At 66.4% G+C, this 22,682-nt stretch carries 15 protein-coding genes; 9 read left to right on the plus strand and 6 right to left on the minus strand.

Going from position 1 to position 22,682, the window contains the following annotated elements:
* From G6N59_RS14965 to G6N59_RS14980, 4 genes are read left to right on the plus strand one after another with little or no spacing between them, the layout of a single operon-like run.
* Complete coding sequence (locus tag G6N59_RS14965; protein ID WP_138233036.1) at positions 1–1,413, plus strand: decaprenylphosphoryl-beta-D-ribose oxidase; 1,413 nt, start codon at positions 1–3, stop codon at positions 1,411–1,413.
* Between the two features lie 18 nt (positions 1,414–1,431).
* The gene (locus G6N59_RS14970) at positions 1,432–2,211 is read left to right on the plus strand and encodes a decaprenylphospho-beta-D-erythro-pentofuranosid-2-ulose 2-reductase (RefSeq protein ID WP_138233037.1); all 780 of its coding nucleotides are present in this window, start codon (positions 1,432–1,434) and stop codon (positions 2,209–2,211) included.
* Complete coding sequence (locus tag G6N59_RS14975; protein ID WP_138233038.1) at positions 2,211–4,094, plus strand: galactan 5-O-arabinofuranosyltransferase; 1,884 nt, start codon at positions 2,211–2,213, stop codon at positions 4,092–4,094. The genes G6N59_RS14970 and G6N59_RS14975 overlap by 1 nt, the downstream gene beginning before the upstream one ends.
* Positions 4,095–4,105: 11 nt before the next feature.
* Complete coding sequence (locus G6N59_RS14980; RefSeq protein WP_138233039.1) at positions 4,106–7,312, plus strand: arabinosyltransferase domain-containing protein; 3,207 nt, start codon at positions 4,106–4,108, stop codon at positions 7,310–7,312.
* Positions 7,313–7,358: 46 nt separating this feature from the next.
* Here the strand turns inward: G6N59_RS14980 and G6N59_RS14985 are convergent, their stop codons facing one another.
* Positions 7,359–9,131 (minus strand): oleate hydratase, encoded by a 1,773-nt coding sequence (locus tag G6N59_RS14985; RefSeq protein WP_138233040.1) that lies wholly within the window; start codon positions 9,129–9,131, stop codon positions 7,359–7,361.
* A 45-nt stretch (positions 9,132–9,176) separates the two neighbouring features.
* Positions 9,177–10,040, minus strand: a complete 864-nt coding sequence (locus G6N59_RS14990) for a 3-hydroxyacyl-CoA dehydrogenase (RefSeq protein WP_138233041.1) — start codon at positions 10,038–10,040, stop codon at positions 9,177–9,179.
* A gap of 698 nt (positions 10,041–10,738) precedes the next feature.
* On the opposite strand from G6N59_RS14990, the gene G6N59_RS14995 reads away from it, so the two are divergent.
* The 5 genes from G6N59_RS14995 (at position 10,739) to G6N59_RS15015 (ending at position 19,132) form a co-directional block, all read left to right on the plus strand.
* On the plus strand, positions 10,739–14,023 hold the full coding sequence (locus G6N59_RS14995) for an arabinosyltransferase domain-containing protein (protein WP_138233042.1): 3,285 nt from the start codon (positions 10,739–10,741) through the stop codon (positions 14,021–14,023).
* Entirely contained in the window at positions 14,020–17,244 is a 3,225-nt protein-coding gene (locus G6N59_RS15000; RefSeq protein ID WP_179970203.1) for an arabinosyltransferase domain-containing protein, read from the plus strand. Before G6N59_RS14995 ends, G6N59_RS15000 begins: the two co-directional genes overlap by 4 nt.
* A 185-nt stretch (positions 17,245–17,429) precedes the next feature.
* Positions 17,430–18,230, plus strand: a complete 801-nt coding sequence (locus tag G6N59_RS15005; protein WP_170212463.1) for a DeoR/GlpR family DNA-binding transcription regulator — start codon at positions 17,430–17,432, stop codon at positions 18,228–18,230.
* A 257-nt stretch (positions 18,231–18,487) separates the two neighbouring features.
* On the plus strand, positions 18,488–18,844 hold the full coding sequence (locus G6N59_RS15010; RefSeq protein WP_407665890.1) for a WhiB family transcriptional regulator: 357 nt from the start codon (positions 18,488–18,490) through the stop codon (positions 18,842–18,844).
* Between the two features lie 54 nt (positions 18,845–18,898).
* Positions 18,899–19,132: a hypothetical protein gene (locus tag G6N59_RS15015; protein ID WP_234884439.1), complete on the plus strand. Its 234-nt coding sequence runs from the start codon at positions 18,899–18,901 to the stop codon at positions 19,130–19,132.
* A gap of 137 nt (positions 19,133–19,269) precedes the next feature.
* Here G6N59_RS15015 and G6N59_RS15020 read toward each other — a convergent pair whose 3' ends face one another.
* From G6N59_RS15020 to G6N59_RS15035, 4 genes are all read right to left on the minus strand, one after another.
* Entirely contained in the window at positions 19,270–20,160 is an 891-nt protein-coding gene (locus G6N59_RS15020; RefSeq protein ID WP_138233045.1) for an alpha/beta fold hydrolase, read from the minus strand.
* A complete protein-coding gene (locus G6N59_RS15025; protein ID WP_138233046.1) occupies positions 20,151–20,573 on the minus strand; it encodes an RDD family protein in 423 nt (140 codons plus the stop codon). Before G6N59_RS15025 ends, G6N59_RS15020 begins: the two co-directional genes overlap by 10 nt.
* Entirely contained in the window at positions 20,570–21,019 is a 450-nt protein-coding gene (locus G6N59_RS15030) for a hypothetical protein (protein WP_138233047.1), read from the minus strand. Before G6N59_RS15030 ends, G6N59_RS15025 begins: the two co-directional genes overlap by 4 nt.
* 84 nt (positions 21,020–21,103) lie before the next feature.
* A complete protein-coding gene (locus G6N59_RS15035) occupies positions 21,104–22,678 on the minus strand; it encodes an acyl-CoA carboxylase subunit beta (protein ID WP_138233048.1) in 1,575 nt (524 codons plus the stop codon).
* Positions 22,679–22,682: the final 4 nt, after the last annotated feature.

Raw genomic sequence — 22,682 nt, forward strand, 5'->3', positions numbered from 1 at the left:
ATGTCTACCCAGCCTGACGCCACGCTGCCCCTGACGCGCCGCGCCCTCACCGGGTTCGGCCGCACGGCACCGTCCGTGGCAAACGTGCTGTCCACACCCGATGTGTCACTGATCGCCGAGGCGGTCAAGCGGGTTGCGGACGCGAACTCTTCCAGCCCCTCTCACCTGCGCCGCGGCATCCTCGGCCGCGGTCTCGGCCGCTCCTACGGCGACCAGGCCTGCAACGGCGGCGGCATCGTCGTCGACATGACGGCGCTGAACCGGATCCATTCGATCAGCTCCGAGACCGCCATCGCCGACGTCGACGCCGGCGTCAGCCTGGACCAGCTGATGAAAGCCGCGCTGCCCTTCGGGCTGTGGGTTCCGGTGCTGCCGGGCACCCGGCAGGTCACCGTCGGCGGCGCCATCGCCTCGGACATCCACGGCAAGAACCACCACAGCGCGGGCAGCTTCGGCAACCACGTGGTGTCGCTGGACCTGCTGATGGCCGACGGCGAGGTGCACACCATCGCTCCCGACGGTCCCGACAGCGAGCTGTTCTGGGCCACCGTCGCCGGAAACGGATTGACGGGCATCGTGATCCGGGCCCGTATCAAGATGACCCGCACGGAGACCGCATATTTCATCGCCGACGGCATCGCCACCCGCGATCTGGAAGAGACCGTCGCGGTGCACCAGGACGGCAGCGAGGACAACTACACGTACTCCAGCGCCTGGTTCGACCTGATCAGTCCGGAGCCCAAGCTCGGCCGCGCCGCGGTGAGCCGCGGCAGCCTGGCCAAGTTGGATCAGCTACCGGCCAAGCTGGCGAAGGATCCGCTGAAGTTCACCGCACCCCAACTGCCGGCGATCCCGAACGTCTTCCCGGTGAGCTTCATGAACAAGCTGTCGCTGTCCATGATCGGCGAGGCGTTCTACCGGATGAGCGGCAACTACCAGGGCAAGATCGTCAACCTGACGCAGTTCTACCACATGCTCGACATCACCTCGGGCTGGCAATATGCCTACGGCCCAACGGGTTTCGCGCAACACCAGTTCCTGGTTCCGCCCGACGCCCTCGAGGAGTTCAAGGGCATCATCCGCTGGATGCACACCCAGAAGCAGTACTCGGCGCTGAACGTCTTCAAGCTGTTCGGCCCCGGCAACAAGGCGCCGCTGAGCTTCCCGATGCAGGGCTGGAACGTCGCCCTGGACTTCCCGAACCGGCCGGGCGTCAACGAGTTCCTCAACGAACTCGACAAGCGCGCAATGGAATTCGGCGGCCGCGTCTACACCGCCAAGGACTCCCGCGTCAGCGCCGAGAGCTTCCACCGCATGTACCCGCGGATCGACGAGTGGATCGCCATTCGCCGCAAGGCCGACCCGAACGGCGTGTTCGCCTCCGACATGGCCCGCCGGCTCGAGCTCCTCTGAATCTTGAAAAGGAAACCCATGATTGACGCAACCGGCAACCCGCAGACCATCCTGCTGTTCGGTGGTACCTCGGAGATCGGCCTGGCCATCGTCGAGCGCTACCTCAAGAACGCCAAGGCGCGGGTGATCCTCGCCGACCTGCCGAACGCCCCCAAGCGCGAGGCCGCCATCGCACAGATCGAGGCGGCCGGCGCCAAGGAGGTCGTGTACCTCGATTTCGATGCACTGGACACCAAGTCACACCCGGCGATCATCGAATCCGCTTGGGCACAGGGCGATGTCGACGTCGCGATCGTTGCGTTCGGCATTCTCGGCGACGCCGAGGAACTGTGGCAGAACCAGTCGAAGGCCGTGCTGACCGCCCAGATCAACTACACCGCAGCGGTTTCCGTCGGGGTTCTGGTCGGCGACAGGATGAAGGCACAGGGCTTCGGACAGATCATCGCGATGTCGTCGGTCGCCGGTGAGCGAGTCCGGCGCTCCAACTTCGTCTACGGCTCAACCAAGGCCGGCCTCGACGGTTTCTACCTGGGCCTGGGAGAAGCCTTGCGGGAGTTCGGGGTTCGCGTGCTGGTCATCCGGCCCGGGCAGGTCCGCACCACCACGACGCTGGAGCACTGGAAGGCGACCGGCGCCAAGGAGGCCCCCTTCACGGTCGACAAAGAAGACGTCGCCAACCAAGCCGTCGCTGCCGCCGCCAAGGGCAAGGAGCTCATCTGGGCACCGGGCCCGGTGCGTTACCTGATGGCCGTCATCCGGCACATCCCGCGGTCGGTCTTCCGCAAACTCCCGCTCTGATGCGCAGCGCGCTGGCCGCGGGTGCCAGGGTGAGCGGCCAGATGCTGGCCGCCATGGCACTGGCGGTGGTCATCGCGGTCATTGCGCTGCAAGCGATTGCGCGCGTGCAGTGGCCGGCGTTCAACTCGTCGAACCAGTTGCATGCCCTGACCACCGCAGGCCAGTGCGCCGTCCTGATCGGGTTGCTGCTGACCGGGTGGGCATGGCGCCGCGGCTGGCACAAGAGCGCCAAGCTGGCGGGCACGTCGCTGCTGGCGGCCTTCTCGGTCGTCACCCTCGGCATGCCGTTGGGCGCCACCAAGCTGTATCTGTTCGGCATCTCGGTCGACCAGCAGTTCCGCACCGAGTACCTGACGCGCCTCACGGATACCGCCGTCCCGCACGACATGACGTACCTGGGTCTGCCGCCGTACTACCCGTCGGGGTGGTTCTGGCTCGGCGGCCGGGTGGCCGCACTGACCGGCACGCCGGCGTGGGAGATGTTCAAGCCGTGGGCCGTCATCACGATCACGGCGGCGATCGTCGCCGCATTCGTGTTGTGGGCGAACATGATTCGGTTCGAGTACGCCCTGGCCGTCACCACCGCGACCGCCGCGGTGACGCTGGCCTACGCGTCGACCGAGCCGTACTCGGCCGTCATCGTGGTCCTGATGCCGCCGGTAATCGTGCTGGCCTGGTCGGGACTGAAAGCCACCGCGCGGGAAGCAGGCGGGGGCCGGCGCAGCGGCTGGGCCGCGGTCATCGGCACCGGACTGTTCCTCGGCATCGCGGCCCTGTTCTACACCCTGTTCCTCGGCTATCTAGCCCTCACGCTGACGCTCATGGCGTTGCTGCTGGCCGCGACCGGGCGGCGCTGGGAACCGCTGTTGCGGGTGGCCGTCATCGCCGTCATCTCCGGCGTCATCGCCGCCATCCACTGGGGCCCCTATCTGCTGGCCACCCGGCACCACCCCGCGGACAAATCCACGGCGCTGCACTATCTGCCGATGTCCGGCGCGCAGCTGACCTTCCCCATGCTCGACGCCACGCTGCTGGGCGTCATGTGCCTCATCGGAACACTGTGGCTGGTGGTCCGTGCCCGCAGCTCGACGCGAGCAGGTGCGCTCGCGATCGCCGTCGTCTCGGTATATGCCTGGTCCCTGCTGTCGATGCTGGCCACCCTGGCCCGCACCACGCTCCTGTCCTTCCGATTGCAGCCCACCCTGCTGGTGCTGCTCGTCACGGCCGGTACGTTCGGCTTCCTCGAGGTCGCGCGCGGACTGGCGCACCGGTATGCGCAGCCGACCACCAACCGGATCATCGCGGTGGCCGCCACCATCGGCGCGATCGGCGCGGTGTCGTTCAGCCAGGCGATCCCCGACATCCTGCGGCCCGACATCGCCGTCGCCTATACGGACACCGACGGCTACGGCCAGCGCGCCGACCGTCGCCCCCCGGGCTCCGAGCGGTTCTACCAGGAGATCGACCGGAAGATCACCGCCGCGACGGGCAAGCCCCGCAACGAGACCGTGGTGATGACCGCCGACTACAGCTTCATGTCCTACTACCCCTACTACGGGTTCCAGGGCCTGACGTCGCACTACGCGAACCCGCTGGCGCAGTTCAAGGAACGGTCCGCCGCCATCGAGAGCTGGGCGACCATGACCAACCCGGAGGACTTCGTCAAAGCGCTCGACACGCTGCCCTGGCAGGCGCCGACGGTGTTCCTGATGCGCCACGGCGGCACCGGCACGTACACGCTGAGGCTGGCCGAGGACGTCTACCCCAACCAGCCCAACGTGCGCCGCTACCAGGTGGCACTCGACGAGCGACTGTTCGACAGCAAGCACTGGCAGGTGACCGATATCGGCCCGTTTGTGCTGGCCATCCGTAGCGGCCACTAACATCTAGCCCCGTGGCCGGGGAACCTGAGGTAGAGCGCAATCACCGCACAGCGCGGTGGATCGCGATCGTCGCCGGACTGCTCGGCGCGTTCCTGGCGATGGCGACGCCGCTGCTGCCGGTCACCCAGACCACGGCACAGCTGAATTGGCCGCAGGCTGGTGTGCTCAAGAGCGTCGACGCGCCGCTGATCGGCTACGTGGCCACCGACCTCGACATCACCATCCCGTGCTCGGCGGCCGCCGGCCTCACCGGCCCAGCCACCACGCTGCTGTCCACGGTGCCCAAGCAGGCCCCCAAGGCCGTCGACCGCGGTCTGCTGATCGAGCGCGTCGGCGGCGACCTGCTGGTCATCGTGCGCAACACCCCGGTGGTCAGCGCACCGCTGACCCAGGTACTCAGTGCCGCGTGCAAGGAACTGAAGTTCAGCGCGCACGCCGACAAGGTCACCGGCGAACTGGTCGGCCTGGTCCAGGGACCCGGCAACAAGGAGGGCCAAGAACCCAATAAACCCCTGCGTGGCGAGCTGAGTGGCTACGACTTCCGCCCGCAGATCGTCGGCGTCTTCACCGACCTGTCCGGGGCGGCCCCTCCCGGTCTGACGTTCTCGGCCACCATCGATTCGCGCTACAGCACGTCGCCGACGCTGCTGAAGATGCTCGCGATGATCTTCGGCGTGGTGCTGACCGTCGTCGCACTGAGCGCCCTACACGTGCTGGACCGCGCCGACGGCGTCACGCACAAGCGCTTCCTGCCGTCGCGCTGGTGGTCGGTGACCCCGCTGGACGGTCTGGTGACCCTGACCCTCGTCTGGTGGCACTTCGTCGGCGCCAACACCTCCGACGACGGCTACATCCTGACCATGGCCAGGGTCTCGGAGCACGCCGGCTACATGGCCAACTACTACCGCTGGTTCGGCACCCCGGAGGCGCCGTTCGGCTGGTACTACGACCTGCTGGCGCTGTGGGCGCACGTATCCACATCGAGCATCTGGATGCGGCTCCCCACACTCCTGATGGCGCTGGCCTGCTGGTGGGTGATCAGCCGCGAAGTGCTTCCCCGCCTCGGCCACGCCGTCAAGAACAGCCGCGCCGCGGCGTGGACCGCCGCCGGCATGTTTCTCGCATTCTGGCTGCCCCTGAACAACGGCATCCGCCCGGAACCGATCATCGCCCTGGGCATCCTGCTGACGTGGTGCTCGGTCGAGCGCGGCGTCGCCACCAGCCGGCTGCTTCCGGTGGCGATCGCCATCATCATCGGTGCGCTCACCTTGTTCTCCGGTCCGACGGGAGTCGCCGCGATCGGCGCCCTACTGGTCGCCGTCGGACCTCTGAAAACGATTGTGGCGCGGCATACTTCGCGCTTCGGCTACCTGGCGCTGCTGGCCCCGATCCTGGCGGCCGGCACCGTGACAGCGATCCTGATCTTCCGCGACCAGACGCTGGCCGCCGAGATCGACGCCAGCTCCTTCAAGACCACCGTCGGCCCCGCGCTGAGCTGGTTCGACGAACACATCCGCTACGAGCGGCTGTTCACCACCAGCCCGGACGGCTCGGTGGCCCGCCGGTTCGCGGTGCTGACACTGCTGCTTGCGCTCGCGGTCTCGGTCGCAATGTCGTTGCGCAAGGGGCGGATTCCGGGCACCGCCGCTGGGCCGGCCCGGCGCATCGTCGGGATCACGATCATCTCGTTCCTGGCCATGATGTTCACGCCCACCAAGTGGACGCACCACTTCGGCGTGTTCGCCGGGCTGGCCGGATCATTGGGCGCGTTGGCCGCGATCGCCGTCGGCACGGTCGCCATGCGGTCGCGCCGTAACCGGGCGATGTTCGCGGCGGCCGTCCTGTTCGTCATGGCGCTGTCGTTCGCCACGGTGAACGGCTGGTGGTACGTCTCCAACTTCGGGGTGCCGTGGTCGAATCAGTTCCCCGCGTGGCACTTCGGCTTCACTACGTTCCTGTTCGGGCTGTCGTTCCTGACGCTGCTCTGGGCGGCATGGCTGCATTTCTACGACCGCGATCCCGAGAGACCGGTCAGTCGCCGGATTCCTCAGGCGCCCTTGGCAATCGCGTCATGGCTCGTGGTGTTCTTCGAGGTGCTGTCCCTGACTCTCGGTATGACGCAGCAGTGGCCGGCCTGGTCGGTGGGCCGCTCCAACCTGCAAGCGCTCACCGGCAAGACCTGCGGCCTGGCCGACGACGTCATGGTCGAGCAGGATCCCAACGCCGGCAAGCTCATCCCACAGTCCGGGACCGTCGGTGACACGCTCGGCGCCGGTGGCGCAGAAGGCTTCACGCCCAACGGAATCCCCGCGGACGTCTCCGCTGACCCTGTGATGGAACCGCCGGGCGGCACCAACTTCGCCGACAACGACGGCGGTGTCGTCTCGGGATCCGAGCCGGGCACCGAGGGCGGCACCACCGCCGGGATGGGCGTCAACGGTTCCCGGGCCAAGCTCCCCTACAACCTCGACCCGGCGACCACCCCGGTACTGGGCAGCTGGCGCCCCGGCGTCCAGATCCCCGCGCGGATGCGCTCGGGCTGGTACCGGCTGCCGGCGCGCGATCAGGCCGGACCGCTGCTGGTCGTCGCGGCCGCGGGCCGCTTCAACCAGGGTGAGGTTCGCGTCGAATACGCCAACGACGCTCAGGCCGCGGCCGGCAAGATCGCCGGGGCTGTCGGCTTCGCCGATGTCGGCGCGGCACCCGCCTGGCGCAACCTGCGCGCACCCATGGCCGCCATCCCGCCCGACGCCACCGTGATCCGCGTCGTCGCCACCGACGACGACCTCGCACCTCAACACTGGATCGCCCTGACCCCGCCGCGTATCCCGAAGCTGCGCACCCTGCAGGACGTCGTCGGCTCCACGGACCCGGTGTTGCTGGACTGGCTCGTCGGCCTGGCATTCCCGTGCCAGCGCCCGTTCGGTCACGACAACGGAGTCACCGAGGTGCCCAAGTGGCGCATCCTGCCGGACCGCTTCGGCGCCGAGGCCAACTCGCCCGTCATGGACTACCTCGGCGGCGGCCCGCTGGGCATCACCGAGCTGATGTTCAAGGCCACCCCGGTGCCGACCTATCTGAAGGACGACTGGTTCCGGGACTGGGGCTCGCTGCAGCGGTTCACGCAGTACTACCCCGACGCGCAGCCGGCCCGGATCGACCTGGGGACCGCCACCCGCAGCGGCTGGTGGGCCCCGGCGCCGTTGCGGCATTCCTGACAAGTTGCGTCCTGGCGCGAATACGGAGCCTTTACGCCGAACTCGATCAGGCCTGGTCCGGGATCAGTGCGAATTCGGTTAGCAGTTCGCCGATCTCGCTTTGATCCAATCGTTGCACGATTCGCTTGCGGAGAAGTTCTGGTCCGGGTACCGAAAGCTGTTGCCCGTCACGCAGCCGCGCGGTGGCGAACAATAGTTTGCGTATGTCGTAGGTGGAGTTGAACACCTCAGGCACACCGCGTTCGATGCCCAGGAGCTTGTACGCGGCTTCCATACCGGTCCGCACCGAGTATTCAGTGGTGAAGATGGTGTCACGGGTGGTCTCCGCGAACTGCCCGATGAACGCGAAGTTCACCGCACCCTCGGGCACGACGTCTGGGCGGTCACCTGCACGGCGAGGAAGGAAGAAGGAGGTGACGTAAGGCATCATCACAGGCACGCATTTGGCGCCAGTAGCTGCCAATCCGGCGATGTCGGCTTCCGGTACACCCAGGTGGTACAGCCATTCCTGGGTTATTTCTTCGCCGGTGCAGTCCTGCATCGGCTTCTTGACGTAATCGCCTGGGCGGTCGACAAACAAGCCATACACCCACACCACGATCTGGTCGGGCGGTTGCTGCTTGAAGTGCGGCTGGCGGTTGACGGTCCAACTCAGTAGCCAACTCGAGTCGCGGACGGTGACGATGCCGCCCGTGACGACCTTGCCGCTGAACGGGTCCCGCTTGCAGATCTTTTGGATGTACTCGGGTATACGAAGATCGAGTGTGGTGACCGTCGCGGATTCCCATTTGCTCTGAGCAATGTTGTCGCAGAAGACTTCTGGTCGTCCGAACGATGAGTCATGCTGTGCGATGCGTCGCCACAGTTCCCATGCCGGCGCGCGGCCGGTGTCCAGTTTGGCCGGCGTGTGGTGGTCACCGTTGTCGGAGTTTTCGGTCAGTGAGCCGATGGTGGTGAAGACCAGGTCATTCTCAGTGAGATTCACCCCTCCCGGTGATCCGTCGGGGCCAATCCAGTGAATTCGGTTGGCCAGTTTGTGCTCGGCGGTGATTTCGAAATCGATGTCCGTGACTTCGGTTTCGAAGCGAATGGTCACCCCCTGGTCGAGCAGCCAATGGGTCAGCGGCAGAACCAGCGACTCGTACTGGTTGTATTTGGTGAACTTCAGCGCCGTGAAATCGGGCAGTCCACCGATATGGTGCACGAAGCGGTGCAGGTACAGCTTCATCTCCAGCGCGCTGTGCCACTCCTCGAAGGCGAACATGGTGCGCCAGTACAACCAGAAGTTACTCGCCAAGAAGTCCTTACCGAATACCTCGTCGATCCGTTTGCCTTCCATCTCTTCGCGGGTGGCCAAGAAGACCTTGACGATGTCCTTCTGCGCACGGTCGCTGAGACCGAAGAGCCCGTCAGTGTGCGCGTCCTGCCCCTGGCGTTCGGTAACCCGTTGCAGCGAGTAATTGGGGTCGTCCTTGTTCAGCCAATAGAATTCATCGAGGACGGACGCACCGTCGATCTCGAGCGACGGGACCGACCGGAACAGATCCCACAGGCACTCCATGTGGTCTTCCATCTCACGACCACCGCGAATCACGAAACCCCGCTGGGGTTCCTTGATGCCGTCAAGTGCCCCGCCAGCCAGCTTGAGTCGCTCCACGATGGTGATCCGCGATCCCGGTAGTTGTCCGTCGCGGATGAGGAACGCGGCACCCGACAGGGACGCCAGTCCCGCTCCGACGAACCACGCAGTCTTTTCCTCCACCCCTTCGGGTTTGCGTGGACGGGCGAACGCTTCATAGTTGCCGCTGCTGTAGTACATGGCCCTCCTCGAATTTCGTCTGAGAGTGTTTGGTGTTGCGCGTATTCAGCGGCTCGGATAGCTGTAGAAGCCCTGCCCGGTCGCAACGCCGAGGTGGCCCTTGTCGATGTAGTTCTCTTTGAGCCAGCCCGCGATGCGCTGTGCGTCCTCGTCGCCGTGCGACATCAGGTTGTAGGGAGTCATCAAACCGATCACGTCGAAGATCTGGAACGGGCCGACCGGTGCACCGGTCGCGATTTTCCAGGTCTTGTCAACGGTTTCGGGGTCGGCATAGCCACCGGCCGCCAAACCCGCTGCTGCGTTCAGAAACGGCACCAGAAGCGAGTTCAGCACGTAACCTGCCTTCTCGCGATGCAGTTCGATCGGCACCATTCCGATGTCCTTGGCGAACTGGACCACTCGGGCAAAGACAGCGGGATCCGTATCAGCAGTGCCCATGATCTCCGCGGTGTTGAGCCGCCAGATCTGGTTGGCGAAGTGCAAAGCCAGGAATCGGTCCGGACGCCCGGTGTGTCGTTTGAGATCGCTGGGCAAGAGCGTCGAGGAGTTGGTGGCAAAGATGGTGCGTTGCGGTGCCACTGCCGCGAGCTTCTCGTACGTGTCCTGTTTCACGGACAGAATCTCCGGTACTGCCTCGATGACCAGGTCCGCGTCGACGACGGAGTCGGCCAAGTCCGACGTGAGTCGGATACGCGAAAGCGCTTCATCGGCTTTACCCGCCACTCCCCCAGCCAATTCCCGCGTGTACGTCGTCGCCAAGCCGGCGAACCGTTGCCGGGCGCCGGCAAGAGCCGCGTCGTCTATGTCATAGGCCGTCACGTCGAAACCGTGGAACGCAGTCTGGAATGCGATCTGCGATCCCAACACACCGGTGCCGAGAACGGTTACGTTGGCAATATGGTCAACCATTCCAAATCCCCTCGAATACATTCTGCAACAACATGATTCAGCGTTCATCTGATGACGGACGCAACGGCACGACGGCTCCTGGCGAGCACTCGTGGCCGGTTGTGCCGCGAGCAGCCGCACAACGGCGATCAGTCCACCAGGCCTGACAAACGACATCTAGGGCCGCAATACTCTGCCGCGATGGGCAGGAAGGCCCGACCGAGAAGTCGGCACAGGCGCGTCGTCGGCGAGGCCGTTGTCCCCTACCAGCCGCCAATCCCGACATGCCAGCCTGATGTGTGCAATCAACAACTGAATGAGGTAGCTGGTGAGGTTCTCGAAATGGTCAATCCTCATACCGAAGGCCACCGCGGCGAACACACCGACTGGTTTTTGCGTGCGGCGGTGCTCGGCGGCAACCACGGTCTGGTCTCACCGCCGGCCTCATATCGGCGTCACCATCATCGGCCTGGCCGTCGCCGGAATCCTGGGCGCATGGATCGCCGGTACCAGCGTGGCCCGACCCACCGCTATGCGGCGTGTTCGGCGGCGGGTTGGCCATGCTGGTAGCTGCCCTCGCCGGTCAACTGGTCCACGTCTCCGGCATCTGAACACGGCGCCCAACGCGTCAGATAGAAACCATCACATTCCGGCTACTACCTCGACATTCCCCGTCAGTGCGCTAGGCCACATATAACTGTCGCCTAGTCTTGAGCCTCGTGCCTGCCAGGACTGCCCGACTCGTCGCGATCATCGCGGGCCTTGCCGGTCTGCTGCTCTGCGCGCTGACCCCACTGCTGCCCGTCAAGCAGACCACCGCGACCGTGCTGTGGCCGCAAGGCCCCGGAGCCGCCCCGGCGGCGACATCCGGCCCGAGCACCAGCGGTCTGATTTCTGACCTCACCGCCCCGCTGGTGTCCGGTGCGCCGCTGGCGCTGGATGTCTCCATCCCGTGTCAGGCCATCGCGAGCCTGCCGCCGGCCGGTGGTCTGGTGTTCTCGACGATCCCACCCAACGGCATCGACGCCAGCCGCAACGGCCTGTTCGTCCGGGCCAACGCGACCGACGTCGTCGTGGCCTTCCGGGACACCGTCGCCGCGGTCGCGAAGCGCTCGGACATCGCCGCCGGAAAGTGCAGTGGCCTGCACCTCTGGGCCAACAACGGCGGCGTCGGCGCCGACTTCATCGGCCTGCCCGGTGCGACCGGCACCGGCAGCGTGGAGAAGAAGCCCCAGGTGGCCGGCCTCTTCACCGAGCTCAAAGTGCCTGCGCAGCCGGGTCTGTCCGCGCGCATCGACGTCGACACCCGGTTCATCGTCGTCCCGACGGCTCTGAAGTCGGCCGCGATGGCGCTCGGTGTGCTGCTGACGCTGGTTTCGATCGTCGCGCTGGCGGTGCTGGACCGGCAGGACGGCCGTCGGGTACGCGACGGCTGGCAGCGCTTCTGGAAGGTCAGCCGCTGGCACTGGCTGGCCGACATCGCGGTGTTCACGGGCCTCATCGGATGGCACCTGATCGGCGCAATCTCCTCCGATGACGGCTACAACCTGACGATCGCCCGGGTCTCGAGCCAGGCCGGCTATGTCGCCAACTACTTCCGCTACTTCGGTACCTCTGAGGCGCCGTTCGACTGGTACCAGTCGGTACTCGCGCACCTGGCCGCCGTCAGCACCGCCGGGGTCTGGATGCGGCTGCCCGCGCTGCTGGCCGGTATGGCCACGTGGACGTTGCTGTCCCGCTGGGTGCTGCCGCGGCTCGGCCCCGGCGCCCGCGGAGTGTCGGCGAATGCGATCGCCGTATGGACCGCGGCGGCGGTGTTCCTCGCCGCCTGGTACCCGTTCAACAACGGCCTGCGCCCCGAACCGCTCATCGCCTTCGGCGTGATCGCGACCTGGGTGCTCATCGAATACGCCATCGCCACCCGGCGCCTGGCCCCCGCGGCCGTCGCCATCATCGTCGCCGCGTTCACCGCGACCACCGCACCGCAGGGCCTGATCGCGCTGGCCCCGCTGCTGGTCGGGTCCCGTGCCCTGGTCCGCACGGTGCGGAGCCGCCGGGCCGGCACCGGCCTGCTTGCCCCGATCGCGACACTGGCCGCGTCGGCGTCACTGATCCTGACCGTGGTCTTCCGGAACCAGACCCTGGCCACCGTCGCCGAATCGGCCCGCATCAAGTACACGGTGGGCCCGACCATCTCCTGGTATCAGGAATTCCTGCGCTACTACTTCCTCACCGTGGAAGATTCAGTGGACAGTTCCCTGACCCGCCGCTTCTCGGTGCTGATCCTGCTGCTGTGCCTGTTCGCCACGCTGACCCTGCTGCTGCGCAAGGGCCGCGTGCCCGGTCTGGCCAGCGGGCCGGTGTGGCGCCTGCTCGGCAGCACCATGCTGGGGCTGCTGCTCCTGCACTTCACCCCGACCAAGTGGGCCGTGCAGTTCGGTGCGTTCGCCGGGCTGTCGGGCGCGTTCGGCGCCATCATCGCTTTCGCGTTCGCGACGGTGGGACTGCACAGCCGACGGAACCTGGCGCTGTACGTGACGGCGCTGCTGTTCGTGTTGGCCTGGGCGACGTCCGGGATCAACGGCTGGTTCTACGTCGGCAACTACGGCGTGCCGTGGTTCGACCGGCAGCCTGTGCTGGCCGGCCACCCCGTCACGTCGATGTTCCTGGTCCTGGCGATCATCACCGCGCTGCTCGCGGGCTGGCTGCACTTCCGCATCGACTACGCCGGCCACACCGAGGTCGCCGAGACCCGCCGCAACCGGGCGCTGGCGTCGACACCGCTGCTGATCGTCGCGATCATCATGGTCGTGCTCGAGGTCGGCTCGATGGCCAAGGGCTTCGTGCAGCGCTACCCGCAGTACACGACGGCGCGGGCCAACCTGGACGCAATGGGGTTGTCCGACAAGACCTGCGCCATGGCCGACGACGTGCTCGTCGAGGCCGATACCAACGCCGGCCTCCTGCAGCCCGTCCCGGGCCAGACCTGGGGCAAGTACGGCCCGCTGGGCGGCGAGAACCCGGTCGGTTTCACACCGAACGGCATCAGCGACTCACTGGCCCCGCCGCACCCCGTCGTCGCCAACCCGGGCACGGTGAACTCCGACGGCTCACCCAACAAGCCCAACGTCGGCATCGCGTTCGCGGCCGGTACCGGTGGCGGTTACGGCCCGACCGGCGTCAACGGCTCCAACGTGTTCCTGCCGTTCGGCCTCGACCCGGCCCGCACGCCGGTGATGGGCAGCTACAAGGAGAACGGCGTCGCCGCCAAGGCCACGTCGGCCTGGTACCAGTTGCCGCCACGTAGTGCGGACCGACCGCTGGTCACCGTCGCCGCGGCGGGCGCCATCTGGTACTACGACGAAGAGCACGAGTTCCACTACGGCCAGTCGCTCAAACTGCAGTGGGGTGTGCACCGGCCCGACGGCAGTTACCAGGCCCTCGCCGAAGTTCAGCCGATCGACACGTTCGCCCAATACGCTTGGCGCAACCTGCGATTCCCGCTGAAGTGGGCGCCGCCGGAGGCCAACGTCGCCCGCATCGTCGCCGACGATCCGAACCTGTCCGAGGATCAGTGGTTCGGCTTCACGCCGCCGCGCGTCCCGACCCTGCAAACCGCACAGCAGTTCCTCGGGTCGCAGACGCCGATCCTGATGGACATCGCCACCGCCGCGAATTTCCCGTGCCAGCGCCCGTTCTCCGAGCATCTCGGCGTCGCGGAGCTGCCGCAGTACCGCATCCTGCCCAACACCAAGCAGGTCGTGGTGTCGTCGAACATGTGGCAGTCGGCGCAGAAGGGTGGCCCGTTCCTGTTCATCCAGGCGCTGCTGCGCACGTCGACCATCCCGACCTACCTGCGGGGCGACTGGTACCGGGACTGGGGCTCGATCGAACGGTACGACCCGGTGGTGCCGCCGTCAGTGGCCCCGCCCGCGTTGATTGACCAAGGCACCATGACCGTCAACGGTTGGAGCCGCCGCGGCCCGATCCGGGCCCTGCCATGACCGGGACGGGAATGAACGCACAGCAAGTAGAAGTCGCCCACCCGGTGGCCGAAGGACACCGGATTTGGCAGCGCGTGGCGATCGTCGCGGGCCTGATCGGCTTCGTGCTGTCGGCGCTGACGCCGCTGTTGCCGGTGGTGCAGTCGACGGCGCAGCTCAATTGGCCCCAGCAGGGCCAGTTCGGCAACGTCACCGCACCGCTGATCTCGCAGACTCCGGTGTCGATGACGGCGACGATCCCGTGCGGCGTGCTGCGGACGCTGCCGCCTTCGGGCGGTCTGGTGTTCGGCACGGTGCCCAAGGACGGCAAGCAGGCTGCGCTGAACGGGCTGCTGGTCAACGTGTCCAGCAGCCGCGTCGACGTCACCGACCGCAACGTGGTGATCGCCAGCGTGCCGCGGCTGAAAGTCATTGGCAGCCCCGGTTGTTCGCGTATCGAGATCATCTCCGACAAGAACGGGACGTTCGCTACGTTCGTCGGCCTGACGGGAACCGACGGCAAGGAGCTGCGCAGCGGTTTCGCCGACCCCAACCTGCGGCCGTCCGTCGTCGGCATTTTCACCGATCTGAAGGGCGCCGCGCCGCAAGGCTTTTCGGTCTCTGCGACGATCGATACCCGGTTCATCAACCGGCCGACCGTCATCAAGTACACCGCCATGTTCGGCGGCATCACCGCGACCATCGTTGCGCTGCTGGCGCTCTGGCGACTGGACCGACTGGACGGGCGCCGTATGCAGCGGCTGATACCCAGCCGCTGGCGGACCTTCAATCTCGTCGACGGCGTCGTGATCGGCGGGTTCCTGCTGTGGCATGTGCTGGGCGCCGGCTCTTCTGACGACGGCTACATCCTGGGCATGGCGCGCGTCGCACCGCACGCGCAATACATGATCAACTACTTCCGCTGGTTCGGCAGCCCTGAGGATCCGTTCGGCTGGTACTACAACGTGCTGGCGCTGATGACGCACGTCAGCGACGCCAGCATCTGGATCCGGTTGCCGGACTTGATATGCGCCCTCGTCTGCTGGCTACTGCTGTCCCGCGAGGTGCTCCCGCGGCTCGGCCCCGCGGTGGCGGGTAGCCGCGCTGCCATGTGGTCGGCGGGCCTGGTGCTGATGGCCGCGTGGATGCCGTTCGACAACGGCCTGCGCCCGGAAGGCCAGATCGCCACCGGCGCGCTCATCACCTACGTACTGATCGAACGCGCCATCGGCACCAGCCGGCTCACCCCGGCCGCCCTGGCCATCATCGCCGCGGCGTTCACCTTGGGTATCCAACCGACCGGCCTCATCGCCGTGGCGGCCCTGCTGGCCGGTGGCCGCCCGATCCTGCGCATCCTGGTGAAGCGGCGCCGTGAGGTCGGCACCTGGCCACTGGTGCTGCCGCTGTTGGCCGCCGGCTTCGTGGTCCTGACGGTGGTGTTCGTCAACCAAACCGCGGCAGGGGTGTTGGAGGCCACCAGGATTCGCACCGCCATCGGCCCGAGCCAGGCCTGGTACACCGAGAATCTGCGGTACTACTACCTGTTCCTGCCGACGGTCGACGGCTCGATGACCCGGCGCTTCGGCTTCCTGCTGACCGCGCTGAGCCTCTTCACGTCGATGTTCATGATCCTGCGGCGCAAGCGGATCCCCGGCATCGCGCGCGGTCCGGTGTGGCGCCTGATGGGCATCATTTTCGCCACCATGTTCTGCCTGATGTTCACCCCGACCAAGTGGGTGCACCACTTCGGCCTGTTCGCCGCCGTGGGCGCCGCCATGGCCGCGGTGGCCACCGTGCTGGTGTCGCGGTCGGTGCTGAAGTCGGCACGCAACCGCATGGCCGTCACCTCCGCGGTGCTGTTCCTGCTGGCGCTGGTTTCGGCCACCACCAACGGCTGGTGGTACGTGTCGAGTTACGGTGTGCCGTTCAACAACGACATGGTGGCTGTCGGCGGAATCAAGCTCAGCACAATCTTTTTGGCGCTGTTCGTGATCACGGCGCTGTGGGCGTTCTGGCTGCACTTCAACAGCGACCGCCCCGAAAGCCGGCTCACCCGGCTGGTCACCGCGGCACCCATCACGCTGGCCGCCGCGTTCATGGTCGTGGTGTGTGTGGCGTCGATGGCCATCGGTGCGGTGCGCGAATACCCGACGTACTCGAACCTGGCCAGTAACGTCCGAGCACTGAAGGGCGGCTGCGGGCTGGCCGACAACGTGCTCGTGGAACCTGATTCGAATGCCGGGTTCCTGACCCCGCAGGCCGGTGACTACGGCCCGCTGGGCGCCCTGGGCGGTGTCGAACCGGTCGGCTTCACCGCCAACGGTGTACCGGATCACATTGTCGCCGAAGCGATTCGACTGGACTTCCCGATGCCGGGCACCGACTCGGACTGGGACGCCGCAGTGAAGCTCAAGACACCGGGGATCAATGGCTCCACGGTGCCATTGCCCTACGGACTGGACCCCGCACGGGTGTCGGTCGCCGGGACCTACACCACCGGTCCGCACTCACAGGCCAAGCTGACCTCGGCCTGGTACGGCTTGCCCGCCGCCGATGCCGCACATCCGCTGATGGTTGTCACCGCCGCGGGGAGCATCACCGGCAACAGCTCGCTCAAAGGCCGCACCGAAGGCCAGACCGTCGAGCTGGAGTACGGCCGCACCGGCCCCGACGGCCACCCCATCCCGGGCGGGCGGTTGGTGCCCTACGACATCGGCCCGACACCGTCGTGGCGCAACCTGCGCTTCGACCGTCGTCAGGTTCCGGCCGATGCCACCTACGTTCGTGTTGTGGCAGTGAACCTTTCGCTCAACGAGGGCGACTGGATCGCCGTCACTCCACCGCGCGTGCCTGAGGTAAAGACCATCCAGGAATTCATCGGCATGACCCAGCCGGTGCTGATGGACTGGGCCGTCGGCCTGGCGTTCCCGTGCCAACAGCCGATGCTGGTGCGCAACGGCGTGACCGAGGTGCCCAAGTTCCGCATCACGCCGGACTACACCGCCAAGAAGCAGGACACGGACACCTGGCAGGACGGCATCAACGGCGGCCTGCTCGGCATCACCGACGTGCTGCTGAAGGCCCACGTGATGTCGACGTATCTATCCGACGACTGGGGCCGGGACTGGGGCTCGCTGCGCCAGTTCACGACCGTCGTGGACGCGACGACCGCCGAGCTCGACCTGGGCACCGCGGTCCACAGCGGACTGTGGTCGCCGGGGCGGATGCGGATCAAGCCCTAGCCGTACCCGCCGAGTGGCCGGTTATGACACGCTTTTCGCGAAAAGTTGTGTCGTAACCGGCCATTCGGCGTTTTGGGCCGAACCCGGCCGCCGGCACGGCAGATCATGCTTGACAGATTCCCAATCAAACGCAATCATTAGCAATCAAATCCAAGTGGTGCAGATCACAAACCAAGGGAGGTGTAGTGACATCCACCGGGCCGGCTTCCCGCGATACGGCGGGCGCCCTCTACGCCGACCAGCGCAAACAGCACTTGCTCGAGGCGCTGCGCCGCGATGGCCGAATCGACGCCGCCCGTACCGCGTCCGAGCTTGGGGTGACGGGCGAGACCATCCGCAAGGACCTCATCCTCCTGGAGCGCCAAGGTTTGTTGCGGCGGGTGCACGGTGGAGCGGTGCCGGTCGACTACCTCTCCTACGAGCCGGCCGTCGAGACCCGGACCGAGTTCCTCGCCGAAAAGGCTCGCATCGCAAAGGCCGCGCTGGCACATCTTCCGGAACGTGGCTCGGTTCTGATCGACGCCGGTTCCACCACGGCACAGCTGGTCGAACTGTTTCCCGGCGACCGCGAACTCACCGTTTACACGAACTCGCTGCCGCAGGCACTGGGCCTGCTCAGCCGACCACAGCTGACGGTTTACACCTTGGGCGGACGAGTTCGATCGAAAACCTTTGCCGAGGTTGATGATTGGGCTGCCCGCGCGCTCGCCGAGATCAACGTCGACGTCGCCTTCCTGGGGGCCAACGGCATCAGCGTCGACCGTGGCCTCACCACCCCGGCCCCGTCCGAAGCCGCGGTGAAGCGACGCATGCTCGCGTGCGCGCACCGACGCATCCTGCTCGCCGACCACAGCAAGTTCGGGACCGTCAGCGGAGCCCAGTACGGCCGGCTGGAGGACATCCACCTGTTGATCACCGACACCGGCGTGGACAGCCAGCAGCTCTCCGAACTATCCGCCGCCGGCCTGACCGTGGAGCAGGCGTGATATCCACCCAAACCTCAACAGCTTTCGCGAATCGCTGAGTTCACCAGTCACCAATATCGCCACCCCGGACGCGCCTTCACCAGTGTGCGGTCGGTAACCCCATCGCGTCGTCGCGCTGCCCAAAAGGAGAAACCCACATGGCCGATCGGAAGATCCTCGGCCTGGTACCGGCCGGAGGCAAGGGCCAGCGGGTCACCGCGTGACCGCCAACTGATCAGGAAAGCACGAGGTACGACATGATCGGGAAACGAACAGCACTGCCAGTGCCCGCGCCGGCGATCCGACCGGTGGCCGACGAATGGGAATGGCAGGACTCAGCTCGTTGCCGCACGATGGATTCCAACATCTTCTTCCACCCCGATAACGAGCGGGGCCGGGCACGCAGACAACGCGAACAACAGGCCAAACAAATCTGTCACCAATGCCCCGTGAAGGCGCCGTGCGCTGCCTTCGCCCTGCTGTCCGGCGAGCCGTACGGCATCTGGGGCGGCGTGTCCGAATCCGAACGTCGTTCCGCACTGGGCATTTCGGATCCTCGCACCGCCGGAAACCTGAGCACGACGAAGCGCCGGGAGGCCCGGCGAACCGATCTGGCCGCCGCAAGCGGCGAATAGAAACAACTCACGCCCACCCTCGACAGTTGCCCAACCAACACAAGGAGATAACACATGTCCAACGCAGCACACCACACCTCGCCAGTAGTCCGCATGGTCGCGGCGGTCATCGGCGGCAGCGCTCTGGCGATCATGGGAGCCCTTACGGTTACCACCGCCCACCACGATCAATCGGTTCTGGAAGCATCCGGCGGGCCGGCGACCATCACCAGCACCACCCCGCCGTCGACGCCGCTGATCGCTTTCGCATCACCGACGGTCACCGCGACGTACTTCGGGAAACACTAAGGCCCTCCTGCTCGATGACGGCCGTGCCCAGTGCCGCGAGGCAGAAGTCGATATCGGGTTGCTTCCCCTCCGCCACGCCGACGACCACGTGACCGATCTCGAGCTGAACTCGGCTGACCCGCACAGCAATTAGCCGGCTAGGGCGCTCCGATGAAGTCGACGCCGGCGACGATGGCCGGGCGGTGCCGCAGAATCCGGTAGTGCGCGAGCCGGCCCAGGCCCTTGGTGGTCTCGAGCCGGGCATCCGGCCACACCTGCACAATCTCTTCGCTTTCGGAATAGAGCGCATCGGGATCGTCCGGATCGTGAATCACCAGCAGCGGCCGGTCACCGGCGTGAGCCGCCAGCTTGGCAATGTCGGTTTCGAGCAGCGGCATTCCGATCCGCTTGTCCAGCCGCCGGTGCAGCCGGTCCCGGATGCGCCGCCCGAAATTGTGGCGCTCGGCGAAAACATCCAGGTACCAAGAGAATTCACCCATCGGAGCGAGGAACACCAACTTCCCGGCCGCCGCGCCCCGCGCGACCGCCAGTGCGGCCGCCTTGGCACCGAGGGAATGCCCGATGACCGCGTGCGCCGGACCGTGCTCGGCGATCACAGCCCGCACCGCCTCCGCGCACTCGACGATGGTGCTACGCCCCGGCGCGAGGGCGCCGGGCTCGGAATCGTTGTGACTTGGCAAATCGAAGGCGATGACCCGATATCCGGCCGCGACAAGAGGTTTGACGAACACGGCCATGTGCGCCCGGCACCCGCCCCACCCGTGCACCAGGTACACCAGCGGCCCCGAACCCCAGGATTGCCCGGCGAGTCGGTGGCCGTCCCACGACGCCTCGACGGGAGTGCTGTCCGGCAGCCCCGGCGGCATCTTGGTGCTCAGGTCGACATCGGGCACCGTGCACCACAATTCGGTGGCCCAGCGGGCGCCGATCGCCGGCGCGAAACGCTCCAACCACCAGAACGCCCGGCGCGTCGCGGCCGGGACAGGTGGATGTACTCCGGATTCGCCACCCGGATCCGTCAGTGCCATGCGTAAACCACCTTGGTGCGAAATATGATGTCCTGCAACGAACGTCGTCGCGCATCGACGACGACCCACAGCAGGCCTACCGGAAACAGTACGCAGGCCACGGCCCGCAGGGAGGCGCGGACCGGCGACAGTCGCTCGCGGCGCAGGCCGGTGACCCGCAGCCCCATCACGACCGAACCCACCGTGCTACCCGACACGGCCCAGCAGGCCGTCAGGTACAGCACCGACACGATGCCAGTCGCCGCGGTCGAGTAGACGAACGACAGCGCCGGCACGTGGAACATGATGGGACGGAACATGAACTCGGCCAGCCGCAATCCACCGTAGAGCAGCCCCAGCAGTGCGCCGACCACCAGGAAATCCATCACGGCAGCCGCACCACGGCTGACGATCCCGGCGCTACGGTCGGTCATGTGCGGTCCCGCCCCAGCAGGCGGTCGACGAATCCCGAGATCGCATCGTCGGCCCGCTCCCCCTGACTACGAACGTCGGACATCACCTCGGCGGTCATCGAGTCGGTGGACTGCCGGATGACGGCCTCCAGGTCGATGCCGTCGATCACCTCGTTGGCCAGCCCGATCAGATCGACCCGCTGCCGCACCAATTCGGTGAGATCGAGTTCGTCGAGAACGAGCTCGACGACCTGACCGGCGACGTCGGCGACCAGCGCCTTGATCGGTCCCAGCGCCCGTTCCCCGCGCGCCATCACGCCGGAACGAGTGCGGTGCAACAGATCTCCGACGACCGGTAGCCGTTCCACGCCGCGATAGACAGCCACGGCGCCACCGACGGCCGTCGCCGCCACCCCGGCGACGAGCAGTACCGCGGGATTCGGCGGCGACGCAGCCGGTTCAGTCACCGCGCGTCACCCACTCTTGCCGAAAGACGCAGATGTCCCCCAAACATAGTGTGTCGGGGGACATTTGCGTCGGCTCGCGAAGAATTACAGCGGGGTCAGGCCGTGCTTGCGGGCGATGCGATCGTGCTTCTGCTTGTCACGCAACAACTTCAGCGACTTGCGCAGCAGCAGGCGGGACTCGTGCGGCTGGATGACCGCGTCGATGTAGCCGCGCTCGGCCGCCGTCCACGGGATCGCCATGTTGGCGTTGTAGCCCTCGATGAAGTCGGCCTTGATCTTCTGCACCTCGGGCGCAGTCGGATCGGGGAAGCGCTTCACCAGCAGCTGCGCCGCACCCTGGGCGCCGATCACCGCAATACGCGCCGTGGGCCAGGCGAAGTTCAGGTCGGCCGACAGCTGCTTGGAGCCCATGACGGCGTAGCCGCCGCCGTAGGCCTTGCGGATCACGAACGTCACCTTCGGCACGTCGGCCTCGACGATGGCGTTGAAGAAGCGGCCACCGCGCTTGATGATGCCGCCCGTCTCCTCGGCGACACCCGGCAGTGCGCCGGGTGTGTCGACGACGAAAACCAAAGGCAGGTTGAAGGAGTCGCAGAACCGGATGAACCCGGCAGCCTTGTCGGAGGCTTCGTTGCCGATCGCGCCCGCCATGAACAGCGGCTGGTTGGCGATGACGCCGACCGGCCGGCCGTCGACCCGGGCGAACGCCGTGATCATCTCAGGAGAACGCTGCTCGGCGATCTCGAAGACGTCGCCGTCGTCGAACATGCGCAGCAGGATGTCGTGCATGTCGTAGCCGGCGTTGTCGGCGTCCGGCACGATCTTGTCCAGCTCGAAGTCGCTCGGCGTCAGCTCGGGCTCCAAGCCCGGGTTGACGATCGGCGGGTCGTCCCACGTGTTGGCGGGCAGGAAGCTCAGGTAGTCACGGACGTACTGGAACGCTGCCGCTTCGTCCTCGACGACCTTGTGGATATTGCCGCGCTGCGCCTGGACGTCCGCGCCACCGAGTTCGTCGAAGGACACGTCCTCGCCGGTGACATCCTTGATGACGTCTGGGCCCGTGATGAACATGTAGCCCTGGTCACGCACCGCTACCAGCAGGTCGGTCTGGATCGGCGAATACACCGCACCACCAGCACACTTACCGAGAATGATCGAGATTTCCGGCACCGTACCGCGGAGCATCTCGTGCCGGCGGCCCAGCTCGGCGTACCACGCCAGCGAGGTCACCGCGTCCTGGATGCGGGCGCCCGCAGAGTCGTTGATACCGATGATCGGGCAGCCGACCATGGCCACCCACTCCATCAGTTTCGCGACCTTGCGGCCGAACATCTCGCCGACCGAACCCTGGAACACCGTCTGGTCGTGACTGAACACCGCGACGGGACGACCGTCAATGGTGGCGTGGCCGGTCACCACGCCGTCGCCGTACAACGCGTTCGGGTCACCGGGCGTCTTGGCCAGCGCGCCGATCTCGAAGAAGCTACCCGGGTCGACGAGGGCATGGATACGCGCGCGGGCCGAAGGGATGCCTTTTTTGTCGCGGCGCGCCTTGGCCTTCTCGTCGCCGGGATCCGCTGCCCGCTCGAGCTTTTCGCGGAGCTCGGCGAGCTTCTCAGCCGTGGTGGCAGGGCTGCGCGTTTCGGTAACTTCAGTCACGGTT

The organism is Mycolicibacterium aubagnense, assembly GCF_010730955.1.
Taxonomy (GTDB): domain Bacteria; phylum Actinomycetota; class Actinomycetes; order Mycobacteriales; family Mycobacteriaceae; genus Mycobacterium; species Mycobacterium aubagnense.